A 20,420-nucleotide genomic window follows, 5' to 3' on the forward strand; every position below is an offset into this window, starting at 1 on the left:
CCTTGAATACGGCAGAACATGTTCATTTCATCGGTATTGGCGGTTATGGCATGAGTGCGATTGCCCGTGTCATGCTCGAAATGGGCTATAAGGTAACAGGCTCAGATGTAGCCAGACAAGAATTAACTGAGAAGCTAGCTGATAAAGGGGCTAAAGTTTATATTGGCCATGAGGCTGGCAATGTAGAAGGAGCGGATCTTGTAGTCTATTCGACTGCGCTGCCTCCGGATAATGTGGAGCGTAAGGCTGCTGAGCATCTGAACATTCCTATTTTGCACCGAGCACAAATGTTGGCCAGACTGATGAATGGCGGCAAGGGCATAGCTGTAGCAGGAGCTCATGGGAAGACGACAACCTCCTCCATGATTGCACTTGTTATGGAGCTTTGCAAAGCGGATCCAACCTATATTATAGGCGGAGAAATAGTAAATGTTGGCACGAATGCAAAGGCAGGCAAAGGGGATTACGTCGTAGCGGAAGCGGATGAGAGCGACGGTTCCTTTTTGCAATATCACCCAAGTATAGCGATTGTGACTAATATTGAACCCGATCATTTGGAAAACTATGATGGCGATTTTACGAAGCTGAAGGCGGCGTATGTACAATTTTTAAGCCAAATCAAAGAGGACGGCTGCGCTATTGTATGTGCAGACGATGAAAATATCGGCGAACTGCTGCCAAAGCTTAGCAAGGGACCTCTAGGCAAAGATCGGTTAATCACATATGCGATTGATAATGAAGCTGATTATCAAGCGAAAAACCTGGTGCTGGGCGACCGCAAGCTTTCGTTTGACGTTATTTGCCGCGGCAAAGAGATGGGACGAATCGAACTGGCAGTTCCGGGAAGACATAATGTTTACAATGCGCTGGCGACTGTTGTTACATGTCTGGAAGCCGGATTGCCGTTTGCCGATATTGCTGCTGCTATCATTTCCTTCCGTGGAGCCAAGCGCAGATTTCAGGTGCTTGGCGAAGTGAATGATATGCTGGTCATTGATGATTACGCCCATCATCCGACTGAAATTCAGGCGACGATCAGCGCGGCGAAGGCGACCGGGAAGCGGATTATCGCCGTCTTCCAGCCGCAGCGCTATACGCGCACCTACTTCCTCTTCGAGCAGTTCAGCAGAGCCTTCGCTGAAGCCGATGAGGTGATTATTACTGATATTTACTCGCCGGCGGGAGAACGGCTGATCGAAGGCGTCAATTCTGAGAAGCTGGTGGAGCTAATTAAGCAAAACAGTAATCCGAACACTGCTTATATACCGACTAAAGAAGAAGTGCAGCAGCAGCTGATGAAGCAAATCGCTCCAGGCGACCTTGTCATTACAATGGGGGCGGGAGATATTTGGAAAGCGGCTGACGGCCTTGCCAAAGCATTGGCAGCGCAAAATCAAAACTAATGCAGTGGACCGGTTCAATTGCCCAGGCGAAAGCAGGGCAGGAGCCGGTTTTTTTTGTTTTTAACGCCCGCCGAGGCCGAGCAGGCCGCATTAATTTATAAAAATGTTTTAAGAATAAAACTTTTATCGGCAATTGTCGTTATACTAGTTAAAAGAAGGAGTTCTAACTCTCTTAAATTGTTCATAGATTCTAGTAGAGAATGTGGACAAGGAGAGAGTGACATGAATTCTAAATCTCGCATTACATACCGCTTTGACCGTAAGGATGGAACTCGCGTGGAACAGCAGCCTTCAGCCGCCGCTTCTTCTAATGTCGTCCCCTTTTTCCAGGAAGAACTGAAGTTTTCTTCAGATGTCGGAACTTGGAAAAGCCCGTTTCAGGATGATGCATTCGCGCTGGAAAAGCTCATTCGCGAGTCGGAGCAGCCTGTATCTCCTGCCAGGGCCGCATCAGAAATGATGGAGTCGCACGATGTAGAAGCTACTGCTGTTGATCCTGCATCGCAGCTGCCGATACTAGACGAACATAAGCGGGCTGATGAAGAGCTTGTAGAAGAGCTTGCAGAAGAGCAGGCGGCCGCTGATCTTTTTGGGGAGAGAAACGGACCCATTATTGAAGAAGGTGTAGATGATACAAGGTACGAAGTCCGTTCTCACGGTTTTAAAGTGAACACTTCCTACCGCTCATCCCGCGGGCCGTCCTGGTATAAGGTATTTGCCTCGGTGGCGGGCGCGGTTGCTACCGGAGCTCTTTTCGGATATTTATTGCTCGGCCTATTTATGAACGGTGACGCCACGAACAATGATGCTTTGCCGGCGGCAAGCGGTTTAACGGATACGGCAAGTAATGAATCAGGCAAAAGTGCAGCGCCGGCGGCGAAAAATGCCACCTCAGAAAGCAAGCAGCCATTGTTGAATGTTGCTTTGCCTGCTGCCTCATATTATATGATTCAGTATGGCGTATTCAGCAATCGCGAAGGGATGGAGGAAGCTACGGCCGAGCTTCGCGGACAGGGCTGGGCCGCTGCGGAGATGGTCACTGGCGACGATTTCCGGGTATATGCCGGCATATCGAAGCAGCGCGAGAATGCTTTATTGTTAAGCGGCAAGCTGGTAGATAAAGATTTGTACGTCAAGGAGGTAGGAGTGCCTGCCTTGACGAAAATATTGTTTCATGGGGAAGCAGCGACGGTGCAAGCTTTTTTTGCAAAAACGGAAGACCTTATTCAGACTCTTGACAACTTTACACTTGAGAAGCTGGGACTAGGTATGCAGTCAGGGGCAGGATGGAAGGATGCGCATCAGCAATGGACGCGCAGTTTACCGGAGATGGAGACAGGCGTGCAGGATGAAGCAGGCAAGGCTGCGCTGCGCAAAATCGCACAAGCGTTGAATAATGCGGCAGTGGCTGCAGGCGAATATGAGAGGAAAGCGTCCGATTCTCATTTATGGGCCATTCAAACTGCTATTATGGAAACGGTTATGCTGCAGAAATCCTGGTTTGCGTCAATCGATGCATTGTAAAGGAGCACTATCGCGCGTATAATAAAGAGGGTGTCAAATTATGGCGAGGGACGTTGGAAGATGAAGAAAAATTTTTGGACGCTATTACTATTCATCCTCATTGGATTGTTAGCCGGCACGCTTGTCTCTTACTGGCTGCAGTCTGTTCCGGGACTCGCTTTTTTAACGAGAACAAAAGAGATTAATTGGTCGCCAGCAGCCGATTTGCTTGTCGCAAGCTACGATCTGACCATTCGGATCGATATAAGCTTGCTCAGCATTGCAGGCTTGGTGCTGGCGATATGGCTGTATCGCAGGATGTAGTGCGGGACAGCCGGTAACCCCTTGCACAAGGAGTGCATGACAGGATGGGGAATTCCTTCCACACCAATCCAATCAACATTCGCCAGATCGTACTGGCTTCATCTTCTCCGCGCCGGCGGGAACTGGTCGCTTCACTTGGCCTCTCCTTGCCGGTTCTCATTTTGTCTACCAATGCGGACGAAGAAACGCCTGCGGACTGGTCCCCTTCGTATGTAGTTGAACAGCTCGCTCTACGCAAAGCGAATGCCGCCATTGAGCAGCTCCAGGGAGAACACGCTTCAAACTCCGTTATTATCGGCGCCGATACGATCGTCGTTCTGGATGGTCAAATATTGGGCAAGCCGGCAGATGCCGCGGATGCGGTAAGCATGTTGACGGCCCTGCAGGGCCGCGAGCATGAAGTCTATACCGGAGTAGCCACGATTGGTACAGCGGACATGCATACGATCGTTCGTCATCGTATGACGCGCGTAAGCATGAAGCCGATGAATCAGTGGCAAATTGAACGTTATGTGGCAACTGGGGAACCGATGGATAAGGCCGGTAGCTATGCGATTCAAGGGATAGGTGCAACTAACGTCGACAAAATTGCCGGTTGCTATTTCAATGTCGTCGGGCTTTCGCTGTCGCTTTTGGCTGATATGCTTGGCGAGTACGGCATTACGCCTTATTAGCAAATTCATCGGTCCCGTTGTAATAAATTCAAAGGCGGGATCAAGATATGGAAGAGCGTCAATATGTATTGCGTGATGTCCCTAATGAGGATCGACCTAGGGAACGTATGATAGCACGCGGGGCGGAAGCGCTGAGCCACGCGGAATTGCTGGCTATTTTGTTGCGAACGGGAACGAAGCGGGAATCGGCTGTATTACTGGCCGCTCATCTATTGCACAAATGCGGGAGCCTGCAGGGACTCGTAGATATGAGCATTGATGAATTGACGGCAATCCGCGGCATTGGCCCGGCGAAGGCGGTTCAGCTGAAAGCTGGAGTCGAGCTGGGGCGGCGGCTTGCCAGGAGCCGGGGAGCGAGCTCTCCGGCCATCCATCGGCCTGCGGATGCAGCGCAATTATTGATGGAAGAGATGCGGTATTTAAAACGGGAGCATTTCGTCTGCTTGTTTTTAAATACGAAAAATCATATCATTACACAAGAAACTTTGTCGGTTGGAACATTAAACGCTTCGCTCGTACATCCTCGTGAAGTATTCCGCGCTGCGATCAGATGCAGCTGCGCTTCGATCATTTGCGCGCATAATCATCCTAGCGGGGACCCTACCCCCAGCCCGGAGGATATAGCGCTCACTCGACGTTTGCAGGAGGCGGGCGAGCTTGTCGGCATCAGTCTGCTTGATCATTTGGTAATCGGTGACAATCGATTTATCAGTTTGAAGGAGCAGGGTCTGATGTAATATAATAACTAAGTTGTCTTCTCTAATTAAGAAAGGAAGAATGGATATGTTCGGTGGTTCAAAAGATCTTGGAATTGACCTTGGAACGGCAAATACGCTCGTTTATGTAAGGGGAAAAGGCATTGTCGTCAGAGAGCCTTCAGTGGTAGCTCTGCGTACTGATACTAAAACAATTGCCGCAGTGGGTGAATCCGCGAAAAAAATGATCGGACGCACTCCTGGCAATATTCGTGCTGTTCGTCCAATGAAAGATGGCGTTATCGCTGATTTCGAAACGACTTCAACGATGATCAAATATTTCATTCGTCAGGCACAAAAACCGCGTACGCTGTTTCCGCGCCATCCGAACGTTATGGTTTGTGTGCCTTCAGGCATTACAGCAGTCGAGCAGCGCGCTGTTAAGGATGCAACAGAGCAAGCGGGTGCGCGCGAAGCCTTTACGATCGAAGAGCCGTTTGCCGCTGCGATTGGAGCGGATTTGCCCGTGTGGGAGCCTACCGGCAGCATGGTAGTAGATATCGGGGGCGGCACTACAGAGGTTGCGGTTATTTCGCTAGGCGGTATTGTAACTAGCCGTTCTGTGCGGATTGCCGGCGATGAGATGGATGACGCCATCATCCAATACATCAAACGGATTTACAATCTGATGATCGGCGAGCGGACTTCTGAGCAGTTGAAGATGGAGATCGGCACAGCTTTATTGCTTGAGGAGCCGCAATCAACAGAAATCCGCGGGCGTGATCTGGTGACGGGTCTGCCTAAAACATTGGCGATTTCATCGGATGAAATCAATGAGGCGCTGGCTGATACTGTTAATGCGATTATAGAAGCCGTAAAGGTAACGCTCGAAAAATGTCCGCCTGAGCTGTCAGCAGATATTATGGACCGCGGCATTGTGCTGACAGGCGGGGGTGCCCTTCTGCACAATTTGGACAAGCTGCTGGCCAGAGAGACGGGAATGCCTGTCATTGTAGCGGAAAATCCGCTTGATTGTGTAGCGATCGGCACTGGCCGGGCATTAGACCATATCGATATGTTCAAGACGCGTGGGGGTCCGATTTCTCGTTCCAAGCGCTAATATTCAGCCCTTAAAGAATGGACGGATGAGTGGAATGGGCAGGTGAGAGAAGCATGTTTAATTGGATGCGTAACAAACGGATGTTTGTATTGATGATTGTTTTTGTATTGTTTGTGGCGGTCATGGGCTTTTCGATCGGTGATCGGAAGAAGCTGACATGGCCGGAAAACTTCTTGCTGGATGCGACAGGCATGGTGCAGCAATGGTTTTACAAGCCCGCTGGTTATATAGCGGGCTTGTTTGAAGATTTAACCAATTTGCGCAGCATTTACAAAGAAAATGAAGAACTGCGCAAGATGGCGGCTGCCTATGCCCGCGACAAAAGCAAGTTCAACGAAAATCAACAAACGCTTGCCCGTCTGCAAGATCAGCTGGGTTTCAAACAGCGGCAAAAGGAACTGAATAACTACCGGTATTTGATCGCGCAGGTGATCTCGGTCAGCAATGACCCTTACAACAAGACCATTCGGATCAATTTGGGTTCAAGGGACGGCATTAAGCCTAATATGGTCGTTGTCACTACCGATGGTCTAATTGGCATGATCAACCGGGTTTCGCCATTTTCATCGAGCGTGATGCCGCTTACGGAACTGAATGACAAGTCGCCTGATACGAAGCAGTATGCGGCAACTGCACTCGGCAAGGAACTGGATTCCTTCGGGATGATTGACAATTATGACGAACAGAGCGGCATGCTGACGATGACGCGGATTTCGGAAAAGGATCCGATGGCTAAAGGCGACACGATCATCACTTCCGGACGGGGTAACGTTTTTCCTCAAGGGATCGTGATCGGCAAGGTGGTAAGCAAGGAAGTAGGCGACTTCGGGCTGACCTATACTGCTGAGATTGAGCCGGCTGCAGATTTCACTCATCTCAAAGAGGTGTTCGTCGTTGAGGTTCCTAATCAGGAAGAGGAAGAAGACATAATGAAAGAGGAGGAGCAGGCGAAATGAGTATGCAGCGAATAGTAGCCTTTATGCTGCTGCTCTTTTTCTCTGAAGGTTCTCTTTTTTACTGGCTGCTGCCCGATAGCCTGGTAAGCCGGGTCGTCCCTCATTTTACGTTTGCCTTTGTCCTGTTCGCCGCGTTGTACCGCGGCAGACATACGGCAGTGTTGCTTGGCCTGTTCTTCGGTCTTTTGCAGGACGCGGCTTTTTATGGCAATATTATCGGTGTTCATTCCTTTGCGATGGCCGTCATCGGTTATTTGGTCGGTCTTACTATGGAAAAGCGGAGAAGTACGATGTTGATGGGATTGTCAGTCATTGTGCTGTCAACGCTTGTGTATGAGACAATCATTTATTATATTTACCGCTTATTCCGGCTTACGCATCAAACCTATGAATGGGCGCTTATGGACCATATTTTGCCAAGTCTGTTTTTGCAATTCGGATTTGCACTCATTTTTTATATTCCGGCACGTCGCTGGTATGAAGGAAGTATAAAAAAGAAGGTCGAAGAAGAGGAAGAATAGGGGCTGCAAGCAGGAAACGATACGTATCAGCAAGAATCGTATACGTATAGAGGAGGGGAGAACGTGATCGAGAAGCAGCATATTACGATTAAAGGCGTCAAGGATGGTCTTGTGTTTCTTCTCGACGATGCCTGCGAATTTCCCGTCTTGCTTGCCGAATTGCAATATAAGCTGGAAAAATCGCATCAACAGCTGCTGACTGGGCCTATCGTTCACGTACAAATCAAGCTGGGGGCGCGCCGTTTGTCCGATGATGAGCTGGAACAGATTCGATCCGTTATACGCAATCAAGGCAATTTGCTTATTCAATCGATTGAGAATGATCACGAGCCGATCGTGGAACAAACGGCAGGCAACAACTTGAAAATACTTACGGGGATCATTCGTTCGGGACAAACGGTAGAGCATGATGGAAGCTTGCTGCTGATGGGGGATTTAAACCCAGGCGGCACATTGCTATGTACAGGCGATATTTATGTACTGGGCGCTTTGCGCGGATTGGCGCATGCAGGTACAGCAGGGCGCGATGACGTCGTCATCGCAGCTTCCATGCTTCGCCCGACGCAGCTGCGAATAGCAGATGTGATTAGCCGGCCGCCGGATGAATGGATGACTGGCGATGCGATGATGGAGTTCGCTTACCTGGGTGAAGGCGTCATGAAGATAGATAAAATGACGCAGCTTAGCCGACTTCGTAAGCAGCCCATTCTTTTTAAAATGTTAGCTGAAGCTTGAAGAGGAGGAGGGCAGTCATGGGAGAGGCAATCGTAGTTACATCAGGCAAAGGCGGAGTCGGTAAGACGACGACTTCTGCTAATTTGGGTACAGCGCTGGCGCTGCATGGAAAAAAAGTGTGCATGGTTGATACAGATATTGGGCTGCGCAATCTGGACGTCATTATGGGGCTTGAGAATCGAATTATTTATGATTTGATCGATGTGGCGGAAGGGCGCTGCCGGATCAATCAGGCGCTTGTCAAAGATAAACGATTCGAAGAACTTTACATGCTGCCTGCCGCACAAACAAAAGATAAACATGACATCACCCCGGACCAGGTCAGCGCTATCATTCACGATTTGAAAAAAGAATTTGACTTCGTTGTCATCGATTGTCCTGCCGGCATCGAGCAAGGGTTTCGCAATGCCGTTGCGGGAGCCGATCGTGCGATCATCGTGACTACCCCGGAAAATGCCGCAGTTCGCGATGCCGATCGGGTAATCGGGCTGTTGGAGCAGGCAAATGTAGAAGCACGGCTTATCATTAACCGGATAAAGGCGAATATGCTGCGCTCTGGCGAAATGCTGGATATTGACGAGATTTGCCAAGTATTGGCGATTGACTTGCTTGGCATCGTGCCTGATGATGAGAAAGTAATTCGCGCAGCAAATTCAGGCGAACCGACCGTCATGGATCCATCGTCGCGGGCCGCCATCGCGTACCGCAATATTGCCCGGCGCATTCTCGGCGATATGGTGCCGTTAATGCCGATGGAAGAAAAGACAGGCATGATAAAACGGTTCCGCAAGTTTCTTGGGATGGGATGATCAACACGTGCTGGCCGCTCTGAAAAAAATCGATTGGGTCATTATTGTTCTGCTTGTTGTATTGATGGTAGTCAGCACAATGCTAGTTCGGAGTGCTACTTTCGGCTATTCTGGTTATGAAAATTACGATAATAAGACGATTATGTTTTTCGTTATCGGATTTGCAGTTGCGCTCACGGTTGCAATGCTAGATTATCGATTTTTATTGCATATATGGCTTTACTTGTATATCGCCGGTGTAGTTTTACTGATTGTCGTTTATTTAACAGCACCGGAAATCAACGGGGCGCGGGCGTGGTTTGAGCTTCCTGGCGGACTGCAATTTCAGCCGGCGGAAATGGAAAAAATCATTTTAATTTTATCGACAGCGTTTTTGATTGGACGGCGTAACGGGGGACCGCTGCGAGTGCGGCATGATTTGCTGGTCATAGCAGCTTTTTCATTTGTTCCCTTTATGCTGGTAATGATTCAGCCCGATCTAGGCAATGCAATCATTTATCTGGTTATTGTACTGGGGATGCTATGGATTGGAAATGTCCGTTATTCTCATGTTTTAATCGGTCTGACGATTGTGTTGGGCACTCTGATCGCGGCAATATATTTGTTTAATCAATTCAATCAGGAAATTCATGATTATTTGGAAAGTAAACATAAAGTGCACTGGTACGAGCGGATCAACGGCTTTATCAACCCGGCCGAAGCTTCCGAAAAGGAGGTTTACCAAGCGAATAAAGCCAAAATTGCCATTGGTTCCGGCGGGTTAACTGGTGACGGGTATATGCAGGGCGATTCCAAAAACGGCAAATTTATTCCGTATCCATACTCGGACGCTATTTTCGTCGTCATAGGTGAAGAGTTTGGCTTCCAAGGCGCCGCGGTCGTGCTGATACTTTATTTTTTACTCATTTACCGCATGATAATAATAGCCTTTCAATGCAGCGATATACGAGGTTCATATATCATTGTAGGGGTCATCTCCATGTATGTGTTTCAAATTTTTCAAAATATCGGCATGATGATCGGCTTAATGCCCATCACGGGAATTACTTTGCCTTTCATCAGTTATGGCGGAACCTCGCTGCTATTAAATATGGTTTGTATCGGAATTGTTTTTAGTGTAAAAATACATCAAGAAAAATATGAACCTGCCCAACAACTAGCTGTTTAGCGGAGCGCCGCTGACGGCTTTTTTTGTTGCCGGATAGCAACATAACAATACAAGCTGTCTCATATATTATAGCGAACAAGCTTGCATACAGATTGTATGGAGGGAGTAGCTATGGATAAGAGAAACAGTAACCGGGATCGGCGGCAAGAGCGCATTAAACAAATCATGCAAAGCAAGCGGGAGGAGCACTATACCGAAGCCGCGGCTTTCACAGATCATTCCCGTCATACCGGCACAAAAATGTTCCGGGAGGCGGACAAGCATGGGGAGCCCGATCCTGAGCTATATTGGAAAAAAGGGCCGAAGCCGTGGGAGTTTCCGGTCGCAGGCAGCGGGGCTGGGCCACTAACGGGTCTGGCAAATAAGCCGGGCGGGGATGAGCGATATACGCCGCCGCTGACAACGGGAAAATTGGTGGCCAGGGGATTTTATGTGCAATTGGTGCTGTCCGGCATTATTTTTGCTCTCATTTTTGGCATGTTCAAGCTGGACGTTCCTTTAGCCAAAGCCGGACAAAAGGTAGTCGTCTCCGCCTTAACGGAACAAATCGATTTCAGCAAGGCTGCCAATTGGTATGCAGAAAAATTTTCCGGCTCGCCCTCCTTTATCGCTGGCTTTAGCGGCGATAGCAGCGGACGCAAGGATGCGGCAGTGACAGGGGAAATTGGTCAGACGCTGCTGCCGCCGCTGGCGGAAGGGACAGTCGTGCGGACATTCGCAGAAACGTTAAGCGGCGTCGAAATTGCCGCCCAGACAGAGACAGCGGTAAACGCTGCCGAGATGGGAAGAGTCATTTTGGTGACGGAGGATGAAAAAACAGGGAAGACAGTCGTCATTCAGCATGTCAATCAGCGGGTCTCAATATATGGACAGCTCGGAGCAGCGCAAGTAGCTGTCAATGACTGGGTTGAGGCAGGACAGAAGATCGGAAACTTGAAGGTCGCAGGTTCAGACGGTCACAGCCTGCTATTTTTTGCGGTGAAGGAGAAAGGGAAATACGTCAATCCCGCAGACGTAGCGGCACTTGATTAAGTGGCGCGGTATCTTGTGGTCCGTGCATCCGCTCTTTGTGCTTATTATGCTGGCTTCAATTGCTACAGGCTATTTTCTGGAATTGCTGACGCTGTTCAGTATCGTATTTGTCCATGAGATAGGCCATGTTATTGCTGCCCGCAGCTACGGCTGGACGATAAGAGAGGTCAAGCTTCTTCCTTTTGGCGGTGTTATGGAGGTAGAGGACGCTGGGGGGCTGCCTGCTAAAGAAGAAGCAGTTGTTGCGATCGCAGGACCGCTGCAAAATGTATGGATGGGACTTTTGGCCTCAGGACTAGGCTGGCTGGGAATATGGGATAGTGATTTTACCCATTATGTTGTACAAGCAAACATTGGTATCGGACTGTTTAATTTACTGCCGATTCTCCCGCTTGACGGAGGGAAATTGTTACAGGCGTGGATGTCCCGCATGCTGCCGTATCACCGTGTATTGATGTGGGGAGGCAAGCTTAGCATATTGTTGAGCGGGGCAATGATTATCTATTCGTGCTGTCCGCTCTTTCAACAGAAGGGACAGGGGATTTGGCTAAATTTGCTCATTCTCGGCCTTTTTCTCATGCTTAGCAACTGGACATACTATCGGCATATTCCCTACTTGTTTTTGCGATTTTTGACCAGCCGGGGAAAAGCTTCCGCGCGGCAAATTGCCAGGGGCGTATGGGCGGTGCCGATTGTCATCTCCAAGCGGCATACAATTTCGGATTCTCTGCGCCTGTTCAAGCGTGATCACTATCATTTCATCGTCGTGATGGAAGAGCGGGGAAGCGTGCTGGCCGTTATACCTGAACAGCGCATCATTGATGGCTATTTAGAGGATGGTAAGCCCAACCGTGCAGTTTCCGAGCTTTTCATGTAGAATAGTACCTGTACAGCAGAATGGCTGAGATGGGTGGTTGAAAGGCAATATGAGACAAATGCTCGTACATGGCAATAAAGAGACGCTTGAAACAGCGATTGTTCATGAAGGTCGATTGATTGATTTTGATATGGAAAAAAACGATGGCGCGAGGCAAGTGGTCGGCAGTCTTTATAAAGGCAGAGTCATTAACGTGCTTCCCGGCATGCAAGCCGCTTTTGTAGATATTGGTCTGGTCAAAAATGCATTTTTATATATTGATGATGTATTGCATCCTCATTTGGAACGGCAGCCAAAAGAAAAACCGCCGATAAATGAACTGCTGCGCCCCGGACAGGAGCTCATTGTACAGGTGGTCAAGGAACCGATTGGCAATAAAGGTGCAAGAGTGACAACGCATTATTCGCTCCCCGGCCGTTTTTTAGTGTATATGCCGGAGGCCGACTATGTAGGAGTATCGAAAAAAATTCAAAACGAGCAGGAGCGGGAAAGGCTTCGCTCGGCTGGCGTAGCGTTATGCCGCGACGGGGAAGGCATTATTTTGCGCACAGCTGCCGATGGCGAGAGCAGCAGTTCGCTGCGACGCGATGTCGAAATTTTGCGGGCGATGTGGTCTGAGATCAACAGCCGCTCCGCACAAGTATCCGCGCCGGCCGAGCTTCATCGCGATGCCAGTCTGTCGCACCGAATCGTCCGCGATTTTTTGACGGTTGAGATCGATGAGGTGCTGATCGATGACCGTTTGCGCTATAAAGAGACCAAAACACTTGTCGGACAAATGGCGCCCTCCATGCTGCCGCGGCTAAAATTGTATGAGCAGCGGGACGATTTGTTTAAGCAGTATCGAATTTATGCACAATTGAAGGAAGCTTTTGAACGGAGGATCCGCTTAAGCTGCGGCGGCGATCTTGTGTGGGATACGACGGAGGCGCTGACGGTAGTGGATGTTAACACAGGCCGTTTCGTCGGGACAAGCGATCTTGAGGATACCGTCTTTCGCACCAATATGGAAGCGGCGGAACAATTGGCCAGACTGCTGCGCTTGCGGGATATCGGCGGCATCATCATCGTCGATTTTATCGATATGGAGCTCGAGGAGCATCGGGAAGAAGTGTTGAAGCGACTGGAATCGCTCGCCAGACTGGATCGGACGAAATGCCAGATTGTTGGATGGACCCGCCTAGGGTTATTGGAAATAACACGTAAGAAAGCCCGCGATCATGCTCTAATGATGAAATCGATAAATCATAGTTGAACTTAGGCGACTTCTATGCTATTATGATATGGTGTTTGTTTTAAGGAAGCAATTCCTGAGCGAACCCATTACCGCACAGAGCAGGTTGACAAGCTCAGCTGGCTGTTCCAGATGACACCTGCATCAGGCGAGTCTTCGAATTTAAGGAGGTGCACCCCATGTTCGCAATTATTGAAACCGGTGGTAAGCAGTACAAAGTTCAGGAAGGCGATGTTCTGTACATCGAGAAGCTGGACGCTGTGGAAGGCGATAACGTAACATTTGACCGTGTTCTTGCTGTATCGAACGGCAGCGGTCTTGTAACTGGCACGCCAGTTGTTTCCGGAGCTACTGTATCTGCTAAAGTTGAAAAGCACGGCAAAGGTCAAAAAATTGTCGTCTACAAATACAAGGCGAAAAAGAACTATCGCCGCAAGCAAGGCCATCGTCAGCCGTACACGAAAGTAACGATCGGCGCGATCAAAGCATAAGGTTGTGCAATGATCACCATCACGATTGAACGATCAACGGATGACCGGCGAATCTTGGCATTTGCCGTTGAGGGGCATGCGAAGTTTGCCAAACCCGGCAAGGATATCGTATGTGCTGGCGTTTCTGCTGTAACGGTAGGAACGGTCAATGCGATTGAACAATTGACGGGCCTCGAGCTGCCGGCTGCCATGAAGAGCGGCTGGCTGCAATCTGAAATTCCGGTGCAGCAGGATGCTGTAGTGGATGGCAAGGTGCAGCTGCTGCTGGAGTCGATGATTGTTATGCTGAATACAATTGCTGAATCCTATGGCAAGTATGTAGCAGTACGGGAACAAAACAAATCATAAAGGAGGGAAATATCATGTTGAAACTCAATCTTCAGCTCTTCGCTTCGAAGAAGGGTGTTGGTTCGACAAAGAACGGTCGGGACAGCCACTCCAAACGTCTTGGAGCTAAACGCGCTGACGGCCAAACCGTATCGGCAGGCAGCATCTTGTACCGTCAACGCGGTACGAAAGTGCACCCAGGCAACAATGTCGGTATCGGTAAAGACGATACGCTTTTCGCTAAAGTGGAAGGCGTGGTCAAGTTTGAACGTTGGGGCCGCGATCGCAAAAAAGTGAGCGTGTACCCGGTTGAGACTGCTGCAGTTGCTGCAGCTGTTGAATAAGAACATCAATGCCCTGGCTAACAGCCGGGGCATTTTTGCTTTTAAGAAGTTTTTGGCTTGTACATAAAGTCATGTTATTTCTGCGTGAACTTTACAGTTCGTCATGCTATACTGTTTAAGGTTGGCAAAGAATAGGAAAGTAGGATTGTGGGCATGAATCGCATAAGGATAATTAAGCAATATACGGCTGCATCCATATTGCTGCCCATGGTCGCTGTGTTGATTTGGCGTTCGGAGCTGTGGCTGCTCGCCGTTCTTGTCGGTTGGCTCACTTGCGCTGCAGTAGTTTGGATAGGATGCGAACGCAAGGAGCATGCGTACCGGATGAGTAAAATGATGCAGTCCATGCAGATGACAATGATCCGGACTTTAAATCATCATCGCCACGACTGGATGAACGATCTTCAAGTGCTGTATGGATATATTCGAATGGGAAAGACCGAGAAGATGGTGCAGTGCGTAGAGCAAATTCGAGATAATATGCAATGTGAAAGTAAAATTGCTAAATTGGGCATACCATCATTGATTACGTATATTCAGTCGTTTCGGACAGTGGCGAATGGACTGCAATTGAATGTACGAATTAGAGATGAGATCGATTTGTCACAGCTGCCGATTGATGGAGAAAAGCTCGCTGCGGGTATTATTGAGATCATTAATGCTTATCGTTTTGGAGTGAAAAGCAGCATGGGCGATGTGCCTAAATTGACGCTTGAGTTTACCCGGTTTGATGACGCCTTGCAGGTTGGCTTTTTGTTTGACGGTGAATTGAATGACGAGAATGAATGGCAGCAGAAGTGGAAGCAAAGATTAAAGGGTACACCTTTGCAGCCGCTCGGTAAGGAGCATAAGCCAGGAAGGCTGACGCTTCAGGCAGAGCTAGGAAAATGAACGGAGGAGCATCATGTTTGTCGACAAAGCAAAAATATTTGTAAAGGGCGGCGATGGCGGCAATGGCATCGTATCGTACCGCCGCGAAAAGTACGTGCCGGAAGGCGGGCCGGCCGGGGGGGATGGCGGTAAAGGCGCCGACGTTATCTTTCGGGTAGATGAAGGATTGCGCACTTTGATGGACTTCCGCTATCAGAAGCATTTCAAGGCCGAACGTGGCGAACGCGGCAAAGTAAAAAGCATGCATGGCGCTAATGCTGAAAATATGATTGTTCGCATTCCTCCAGGAACTGTAATTATAGATGAGGATACGCAAGAAATTATAGGAGATATGACGCGCCATGGCCAGCAAGTAGTAGTAGCAAAAGGCGGCCGGGGCGGCCGGGGCAATATCCGCTTTGCGACAGCGAGCAATCCGGCTCCCGATTTTGCGGAGAATGGCGAAGAGGGACAAGAGCGCTGGATTATACTTGAATTGAAGGTAATGGCCGATGTTGGACTTGTTGGATTTCCGAGTGTCGGCAAATCAACGCTGTTGTCGATTGTATCGGGCGCAAAGCCAAAGATCGGTGCGTACCACTTTACAACTTTGTCTCCTAATCTGGGCGTTGTCGATGTAGGGGATAACCGCAGCTTTGTGATGGCCGATTTGCCTGGCCTGATTGAAGGGGCGCACGAAGGCGTCGGCCTTGGACATGAATTTCTCCGTCATGTCGAGCGGACTCGTGTTATTCTGCATGTCGTAGATATGTCGGGGTCAGAAGGACGGGACCCGTACGAGGATTGGATTAAAATCAATGAGGAATTGAAGCTGTACAATCCTTTGCTGGCCGAGCGTCCGCAAATTATCGTGGCCAACAAAATGGACATGCCCGATGCAGCCGACCAGCTTGAGCTGTTCAAGGAGCAGCTTGCTGAGGCTTATCCGGAAACGGATTATGAGATTGTCTCCATCTCCTCGCTGACGAAGCAGGGCATACAGGAGCTGCTGTACAAGGCGGCTGACTTGCTTGAGACAGTGCCGGAGCTTCCGGCGCTTGAAGAAGTGAAAGAAGTGGCGGAGCGTAAAGTCTATACGTTGGAGAAGAAGGAAGACGAATCGTTCAAGATTCGCCGGGAGAACGAAGATTATGTCGTCGAGAGTGAAGCGATTGAGAAGTTTATTAAAAGGGTCAATCTGACATCGTATGATGCGGTAATGCGTTTTGCAAGAACGATGCGGAAAATGGGAATTGACGACGCCTTGCGCAAGGCTGGCGCCAAAGATGGCGACCTGGTGCGTATCGGCGACTACTCCTTTGAATTTTTTGAAGGCAGCGACTACTACATCGATTAATTCTCTTCAGAACGGAAAGCGGCTGAAACAGAAGCTGCGCACAGTATGCGACTTTATTGGCATATTGGCGCAGCTTTTTCTTTTTTTAAACAAGGTTCATGTCCGTGGAGCATTCAGGTATAATAGAAATGTTGTGTTCATCTTACCTATTGCCGAGAATGAAATAATCCGCTATAATGTCCACTATAGGTGAACAAATGTCTTTAATAGGAGGACGATCGGCGGTGGAACGGTACTATATCGTCCGCGAGGATATTTTGCCGGAAGCGATTGTCAAGACCATTCAGGTAAAAGAGATGCTGAAGCGCGGCGAAGCCGCCACGGTACACGAAGCGGCAGAACGTGCGGGACTGAGCCGCAGCGCTTTCTATAAATATAAAGACGGCGTCCATATGATGAATCAGCTGGAGCGGGAACGAATTGTTACGGTCTCGATGGATCTGGAACACCGGGCTGGCGTGTTGTCCAGAGTGCTCGGGCATCTGGCGGATTCGGACGGCAATGTTCTGACAATCAATCAGACGATTCCGCTTCAAGGCTTGGCCAATGTTGTTATTTCCATGGATATATCCGCTATGGGTGACTCATTGTCTCAAGTGATTGCTGCGATACGCGAGCAGGACGGCGTACGCAAAGCGTCAGTCGTCGCTCAAGGATAGTATGAAGAATAGGGGAGAATAAAGATGAAGCCGATAAAAGTAGGATTGCTGGGACTGGGGACAGTGGGGACAGGCGTAGTTCGGATCGTAGAAGGGCATCAAGAGGATTTGCTGAATCAGGTAGGGGCGCCAATCGAAATTGAAAAAGTTTTGGTCCAAAACAAAAATAAGCAGCGCAGCATCAATATTGCACCCGGCAAGCTGACCGATGATCCATGGGAAATCATTCGTGATCCGGAAATCGATATCATTATAGAGGTAATGGGCGGCATTGAGCAGACGAAGGAGTACATTCTAGAAGCGCTCTCGCTTGGCAAGCATGTGGTGACTGCTAATAAAGACCTGATGGCTCTGTACGGTCCGGAAATATTGGCAAGGGCACAAGAGAAGCAATGCGATGTCATGTATGAAGCAAGCGTGGCTGGCGGTATTCCGATTATCCGCACATTGTTGGACGGCTTATCCTCTGATCGCATTACGAAGGTAATGGGGATCGTTAACGGCACAACGAACTATATACTAACGAAGATGAGCCAGGAGGGAGCGGCATATGCCGATGTACTGAAGGAGGCACAGGAGCTCGGCTATGCCGAGGCTGACCCGACTTCGGATGTCGAGGGCCTGGATGCGGCACGCAAAATGACGATATTGGCGACGCTAGGCTTCCGCTCGAACGTATCGCTTGATGATGTAGATGTACAAGGGATCTCATCCGTAAGCCGCGAGGACATTGCGTATGCGAAGCGGCTGGGCTACGAGATGAAGCTGCTGGGCATCGCTGAACGGCAAGATGAATACATCAGCGTCAGCGTGCAGCCGACTATGGTGCGTCATACTCACCCGATTGCTTCAGTTAACGGTGTATTTAATGCTGTCTATGTGCATGGCGAAGCCGTTGGCGAGACGATGTTCTATGGCGCAGGAGCCGGGGAGCTTCCGACGGCTACTTCCGTTGTAGCTGATTTGCTTGCAATCTCGAAAAACTTGAAGCTTGGGGTAAATGGCAAAAATCAGCTCCCGACCTATCGTGAGAAAAAGCTGAAAACAGACGAGCAGATCGCCTCAAAATACTTCCTGCTGCTGCATGTCGATGATAAAGCCGGTGTATTGGCACGCATCACGCAAGCTTTTGCAGAATTTGAGGTTAGTTTGGAATCCGTTGTCCAGCAGCCGAATCCTACTTTGCCTGAAGCGGAGATTGTCATCATTACGCATGATGCCAGCAAAGCGGCTATGCAGAAAGTATTGAAGGCCTTTCAATCGATGGAGGTTGTCAAGAGCGTCAAAAGCGTGTATCGCGTAGAAGGATAATTTTTTGATTTTATAGAATTTATAAGTTTCACATGGTAAATTCTATAAAGTTTTAGGGGAAGAAACTTGCCTCGCGCCAAGGACGGTGTCAGCCGTTTCTTCTCAGTAGCAGGCATACCGTAAGCTGGAAGGTGAAGGAAAATGACGGAACGTCGGGTTATGGTCAAGGTGCCCGCTAGCACAGCCAACCTGGGACCGGGTTTTGATACGTTAGGAATGGCGCTGTCTCTGTATGCATGGGTTGAAATGTCTATTGCTGACGGGGAGACGTCGATCGATATGTATGGCGATGGAATGGAAGGCATACCCCAAGATAAGTCTAACTTGATCTATAAAGTAGCGCAGCTGGTCTTCAATGAAGCTGGCGTGTATTTGCCGGAAATCCATATTTCGATGTTTAGCGACATTCCGCTGACCAGAGGTCTGGGCAGCAGCGCTTCTGCAATTGTTGGCGCGCTTGTAGCGGCAAATACACTTATTGGTTCACCGTTATCGGAAGACCGGTTGTTTCAAATCGCCACAGAGCTGGAAGGACATCCCGACAATGTCGGCGCTTCATTGTTTGGCGGTATTGTCGTTGCATCGTGGGACGGAGAGCGCGCTGAGAAGGTGCGGCTGGAGCCGCCTCCGCAGCTGCTGGCTCTTGCTGCAATCCCGCAGTTTCAGCTGGCAACAGAGAAAGCCAGGAATGTGCTGCCCAAGGAAACGACTTTGCGCGATGCCGTGTTTAATGTAGCTTCCAGTTCATTGCTGGTAGCGGCGCTTGCCAGCGGCCGGTTAGAACTGCTGCCAAGCGCGATGCGGGATCGTCTCCATCAGCCTTATCGCGCGGCGCTTATTCCCGGGATGGATGAGATTTTGCGCGCTGCGGTTGATCATGGCGCGCTGGGAGCGGTGCTGAGTGGTGCAGGCCCAACGTTGCTGGCACTTGTTGAGGCTGGAAGCGTCCGTAAAGCGGAACTGGAGCGGTTTGTGCTATCCACCTTGCATAAGGAAGGGATCGCCGCTCAAACAATGTGGCTTCGCCCATGTACATCCGGACCGGAAATTACGGTGACGGATGACCGGTCTACAACGTTTATGGAGCGGGTTAAAGGAGAAATAAAAGCATGATAAAGGTTGCATTGCTGCCGCAAGGCTCTGTCTCTGATGAAGCCGCTCAATATTTGTTTACAGATACAAGTGTTGAGCTGCATTATCATAAACTCATTTCGGATGTGTTTTTATCTACCGCTAATGGGGAGACAGACTACAGCGTTATTCCGATTGAGAACACGATCGAGGGCTCTGTCAGTCTACATATGGATTGGATCGTGCATGAGGTGGATCTGCCGATTCAGGCAGAATGGGTATATCCTTCAATTCAAAACTTGATCGGCCGCAAAGAGGAGTTTGCCGGGGAAGACCAGCAGACAGAGTATGGCAAAATAGTAAAAGTCTTGAGTCATCCTGTTGCAATGGCTCAATGTTTGCAATATATTCGCGAGCATCTGCCGCATGCCGAGCTTGAGCACGTCAGCAGCACGGCTGAGGCCGTCAAAATTGTACGCGAGCATCCGGGTCAAGGCTGGGCTGCTATTGGAACGATGGCGGCAGCTGCCAATAATAAGCTGGATATTTTGCAAAAGAGCGTTACAGATCATGACAACAACTATACCCGATTTTTGTTAGTCGGTGAGAAGCCTCTTGATTTCCGTGCATCAGACGAACGGAAGACCAGCTTGCAAATTACTTTGCCTGAGGATTATCCGGGAGCGCTGCATCAAGTGCTGTCTGCTTTCGCGTGGCGCCGGATTAACTTGTCGCGCATTGAATCTCGCCCGACGAAGAAGAAGCTGGGTAATTATTATTTCGTTATTGAAATCGAAATGTCTTTGGACACTGTGCTGCTGCCTGCCGCAATTGCCGAAATCGAAGCATTGGGCTGTCAGGTGCGCATTCTCGGCAGCTATCCTAAATTTAAATATGCGGTGCCAACAGATTAATACAATTAGAGCTAGTGCCGGCAAT

23 protein-coding genes are annotated in these 20,420 nt (G+C 49.3%); all 23 read left to right on the plus strand.

The features are described 5' to 3' along the window. The first annotated feature begins 2 nt into the window (after window positions 1-2). The 23 genes from murC (at window position 3) to pheA (ending at window position 20,395) form a co-directional block, all read left to right on the plus strand. On the plus strand, window positions 3-1,403 hold the full coding sequence (gene murC, locus ACFQ0N_RS18815) for a UDP-N-acetylmuramate--L-alanine ligase (RefSeq protein ID WP_379328934.1): 1,401 nt from the start codon (window positions 3-5) through the stop codon (window positions 1,401-1,403). A 222-nt stretch (window positions 1,404-1,625) separates the two neighbouring features. Next, entirely contained in the window at window positions 1,626-2,927 is a 1,302-nt protein-coding gene (locus ACFQ0N_RS18820) for an SPOR domain-containing protein (RefSeq protein ID WP_379328936.1), read from the plus strand. Window positions 2,928-2,987: 60 nt separating this feature from the next. Further along, the gene (locus tag ACFQ0N_RS18825) at window positions 2,988-3,230 is read left to right on the plus strand and encodes a DUF4321 domain-containing protein (RefSeq protein ID WP_379328938.1); all 243 of its coding nucleotides are present in this window, start codon (window positions 2,988-2,990) and stop codon (window positions 3,228-3,230) included. Between the two features lie 44 nt (window positions 3,231-3,274). Beyond that, on the plus strand, window positions 3,275-3,904 hold the full coding sequence (locus ACFQ0N_RS18830; RefSeq protein ID WP_379328940.1) for a Maf family protein: 630 nt from the start codon (window positions 3,275-3,277) through the stop codon (window positions 3,902-3,904). 47 nt (window positions 3,905-3,951) lie between these two features. Then, window positions 3,952-4,641 carry a RadC family protein gene (radC, locus tag ACFQ0N_RS18835; protein WP_379328942.1) on the plus strand — a complete coding sequence of 230 codons (690 nt, stop codon included), beginning with the start codon at window positions 3,952-3,954 and terminating at the stop codon, window positions 4,639-4,641. A 46-nt stretch (window positions 4,642-4,687) separates the two neighbouring features. Next, entirely contained in the window at window positions 4,688-5,719 is a 1,032-nt protein-coding gene (locus tag ACFQ0N_RS18840) for a rod shape-determining protein (RefSeq protein ID WP_379328944.1), read from the plus strand. Window positions 5,720-5,772: 53 nt separating this feature from the next. Further along, a complete protein-coding gene (gene mreC / locus ACFQ0N_RS18845) occupies window positions 5,773-6,675 on the plus strand; it encodes a rod shape-determining protein MreC (RefSeq protein ID WP_379328946.1) in 903 nt (300 codons plus the stop codon). Then, window positions 6,672-7,196 carry a rod shape-determining protein MreD gene (mreD, locus tag ACFQ0N_RS18850; RefSeq protein WP_379328948.1) on the plus strand — a complete coding sequence of 175 codons (525 nt, stop codon included), beginning with the start codon at window positions 6,672-6,674 and terminating at the stop codon, window positions 7,194-7,196. Before mreC ends, mreD begins: the two co-directional genes overlap by 4 nt. 63 nt (window positions 7,197-7,259) lie before the next feature. Continuing rightward, complete coding sequence (locus tag ACFQ0N_RS18855) at window positions 7,260-7,931, plus strand: septum site-determining protein MinC (protein WP_379328950.1); 672 nt, start codon at window positions 7,260-7,262, stop codon at window positions 7,929-7,931. A 17-nt stretch (window positions 7,932-7,948) separates the two neighbouring features. After that, complete coding sequence (gene minD / locus ACFQ0N_RS18860; protein WP_379328952.1) at window positions 7,949-8,740, plus strand: septum site-determining protein MinD; 792 nt, start codon at window positions 7,949-7,951, stop codon at window positions 8,738-8,740. 7 nt (window positions 8,741-8,747) lie between these two features. Next, window positions 8,748-9,908 (plus strand): FtsW/RodA/SpoVE family cell cycle protein, encoded by a 1,161-nt coding sequence (locus tag ACFQ0N_RS18865; protein ID WP_379328954.1) that lies wholly within the window; start codon window positions 8,748-8,750, stop codon window positions 9,906-9,908. Window positions 9,909-10,019: 111 nt separating this feature from the next. Continuing rightward, on the plus strand, window positions 10,020-10,940 hold the full coding sequence (locus ACFQ0N_RS18870) for a peptidoglycan DD-metalloendopeptidase family protein (protein ID WP_379328956.1): 921 nt from the start codon (window positions 10,020-10,022) through the stop codon (window positions 10,938-10,940). Between the two features lie 22 nt (window positions 10,941-10,962). Continuing rightward, window positions 10,963-11,817 (plus strand): site-2 protease family protein, encoded by an 855-nt coding sequence (locus tag ACFQ0N_RS18875; RefSeq protein WP_379329323.1) that lies wholly within the window; start codon window positions 10,963-10,965, stop codon window positions 11,815-11,817. 49 nt (window positions 11,818-11,866) lie between these two features. Then, complete coding sequence (locus ACFQ0N_RS18880; protein ID WP_379328958.1) at window positions 11,867-13,072, plus strand: Rne/Rng family ribonuclease; 1,206 nt, start codon at window positions 11,867-11,869, stop codon at window positions 13,070-13,072. Between the two features lie 158 nt (window positions 13,073-13,230). Continuing rightward, on the plus strand, window positions 13,231-13,542 hold the full coding sequence (rplU, locus tag ACFQ0N_RS18885) for a 50S ribosomal protein L21 (protein ID WP_379328960.1): 312 nt from the start codon (window positions 13,231-13,233) through the stop codon (window positions 13,540-13,542). A gap of 9 nt (window positions 13,543-13,551) precedes the next feature. Beyond that, window positions 13,552-13,890 (plus strand): ribosomal-processing cysteine protease Prp, encoded by a 339-nt coding sequence (locus ACFQ0N_RS18890; protein ID WP_379328962.1) that lies wholly within the window; start codon window positions 13,552-13,554, stop codon window positions 13,888-13,890. A 14-nt stretch (window positions 13,891-13,904) separates the two neighbouring features. After that, window positions 13,905-14,213 carry a 50S ribosomal protein L27 gene (rpmA, locus tag ACFQ0N_RS18895; RefSeq protein WP_379328965.1) on the plus strand — a complete coding sequence of 103 codons (309 nt, stop codon included), beginning with the start codon at window positions 13,905-13,907 and terminating at the stop codon, window positions 14,211-14,213. Between the two features lie 153 nt (window positions 14,214-14,366). Beyond that, on the plus strand, window positions 14,367-15,104 hold the full coding sequence (locus tag ACFQ0N_RS18900) for a Spo0B domain-containing protein (RefSeq protein WP_379328967.1): 738 nt from the start codon (window positions 14,367-14,369) through the stop codon (window positions 15,102-15,104). Between the two features lie 13 nt (window positions 15,105-15,117). Next, complete coding sequence (gene obgE, locus ACFQ0N_RS18905; protein ID WP_379328969.1) at window positions 15,118-16,440, plus strand: GTPase ObgE; 1,323 nt, start codon at window positions 15,118-15,120, stop codon at window positions 16,438-16,440. Between the two features lie 197 nt (window positions 16,441-16,637). Further along, on the plus strand, window positions 16,638-17,099 hold the full coding sequence (locus ACFQ0N_RS18910) for an ACT domain-containing protein (RefSeq protein ID WP_379328971.1): 462 nt from the start codon (window positions 16,638-16,640) through the stop codon (window positions 17,097-17,099). Window positions 17,100-17,123: 24 nt separating this feature from the next. Continuing rightward, window positions 17,124-18,410 carry a homoserine dehydrogenase gene (locus ACFQ0N_RS18915; RefSeq protein WP_379328973.1) on the plus strand — a complete coding sequence of 429 codons (1,287 nt, stop codon included), beginning with the start codon at window positions 17,124-17,126 and terminating at the stop codon, window positions 18,408-18,410. 141 nt (window positions 18,411-18,551) lie between these two features. Next, a complete protein-coding gene (gene thrB / locus ACFQ0N_RS18920) occupies window positions 18,552-19,523 on the plus strand; it encodes a homoserine kinase (protein WP_379328975.1) in 972 nt (323 codons plus the stop codon). Beyond that, a complete protein-coding gene (pheA, locus tag ACFQ0N_RS18925; RefSeq protein ID WP_379328977.1) occupies window positions 19,520-20,395 on the plus strand; it encodes a prephenate dehydratase in 876 nt (291 codons plus the stop codon). The genes thrB and pheA overlap by 4 nt, the downstream gene beginning before the upstream one ends. The last annotated feature ends 25 nt before the right edge of the window (window positions 20,396-20,420 follow it).

The sequence above is a fragment of the Paenibacillus sp. GCM10027626 genome, from assembly GCF_042676285.1.
Classification (GTDB): domain Bacteria; phylum Bacillota; class Bacilli; order Paenibacillales; family Paenibacillaceae; genus Paenibacillus_Z.

Excerpts from the sequence above, each read along its gene's own strand:
- ACFQ0N_RS18820 (WP_379328936.1), top strand. The coding sequence starts at position 1,626 with ATGAATTCTAAATCTCGCATTACATACCGCTTTGACCGTAAGGATGGA.
- ACFQ0N_RS18825 (WP_379328938.1), top strand. The coding sequence starts at position 2,988 with ATGAAGAAAAATTTTTGGACGCTATTACTATTCATCCTCATTGGATTG.
- ACFQ0N_RS18830 (WP_379328940.1), top strand. The coding sequence starts at position 3,275 with ATGGGGAATTCCTTCCACACCAATCCAATCAACATTCGCCAGATCGTA.
- radC (WP_379328942.1), top strand. The coding sequence starts at position 3,952 with ATGGAAGAGCGTCAATATGTATTGCGTGATGTCCCTAATGAGGATCGA.
- ACFQ0N_RS18840 (WP_379328944.1), top strand. The coding sequence starts at position 4,688 with ATGTTCGGTGGTTCAAAAGATCTTGGAATTGACCTTGGAACGGCAAAT.
- mreC (WP_379328946.1), top strand. The coding sequence starts at position 5,773 with ATGTTTAATTGGATGCGTAACAAACGGATGTTTGTATTGATGATTGTT.
- mreD (WP_379328948.1), top strand. The coding sequence starts at position 6,672 with ATGAGTATGCAGCGAATAGTAGCCTTTATGCTGCTGCTCTTTTTCTCT.
- minD (WP_379328952.1), top strand. The coding sequence starts at position 7,949 with ATGGGAGAGGCAATCGTAGTTACATCAGGCAAAGGCGGAGTCGGTAAG.
- ACFQ0N_RS18870 (WP_379328956.1), top strand. The coding sequence starts at position 10,020 with ATGGATAAGAGAAACAGTAACCGGGATCGGCGGCAAGAGCGCATTAAA.
- ACFQ0N_RS18880 (WP_379328958.1), top strand. The coding sequence starts at position 11,867 with ATGAGACAAATGCTCGTACATGGCAATAAAGAGACGCTTGAAACAGCG.
- rplU (WP_379328960.1), top strand. The coding sequence starts at position 13,231 with ATGTTCGCAATTATTGAAACCGGTGGTAAGCAGTACAAAGTTCAGGAA.
- ACFQ0N_RS18890 (WP_379328962.1), top strand. The coding sequence starts at position 13,552 with ATGATCACCATCACGATTGAACGATCAACGGATGACCGGCGAATCTTG.
- rpmA (WP_379328965.1), top strand. The coding sequence starts at position 13,905 with ATGTTGAAACTCAATCTTCAGCTCTTCGCTTCGAAGAAGGGTGTTGGT.
- ACFQ0N_RS18900 (WP_379328967.1), top strand. The coding sequence starts at position 14,367 with ATGAATCGCATAAGGATAATTAAGCAATATACGGCTGCATCCATATTG.
- obgE (WP_379328969.1), top strand. The coding sequence starts at position 15,118 with ATGTTTGTCGACAAAGCAAAAATATTTGTAAAGGGCGGCGATGGCGGC.
- ACFQ0N_RS18910 (WP_379328971.1), top strand. The coding sequence starts at position 16,638 with ATGTCTTTAATAGGAGGACGATCGGCGGTGGAACGGTACTATATCGTC.
- ACFQ0N_RS18915 (WP_379328973.1), top strand. The coding sequence starts at position 17,124 with ATGAAGCCGATAAAAGTAGGATTGCTGGGACTGGGGACAGTGGGGACA.
- thrB (WP_379328975.1), top strand. The coding sequence starts at position 18,552 with ATGACGGAACGTCGGGTTATGGTCAAGGTGCCCGCTAGCACAGCCAAC.
- pheA (WP_379328977.1), top strand. The coding sequence starts at position 19,520 with ATGATAAAGGTTGCATTGCTGCCGCAAGGCTCTGTCTCTGATGAAGCC.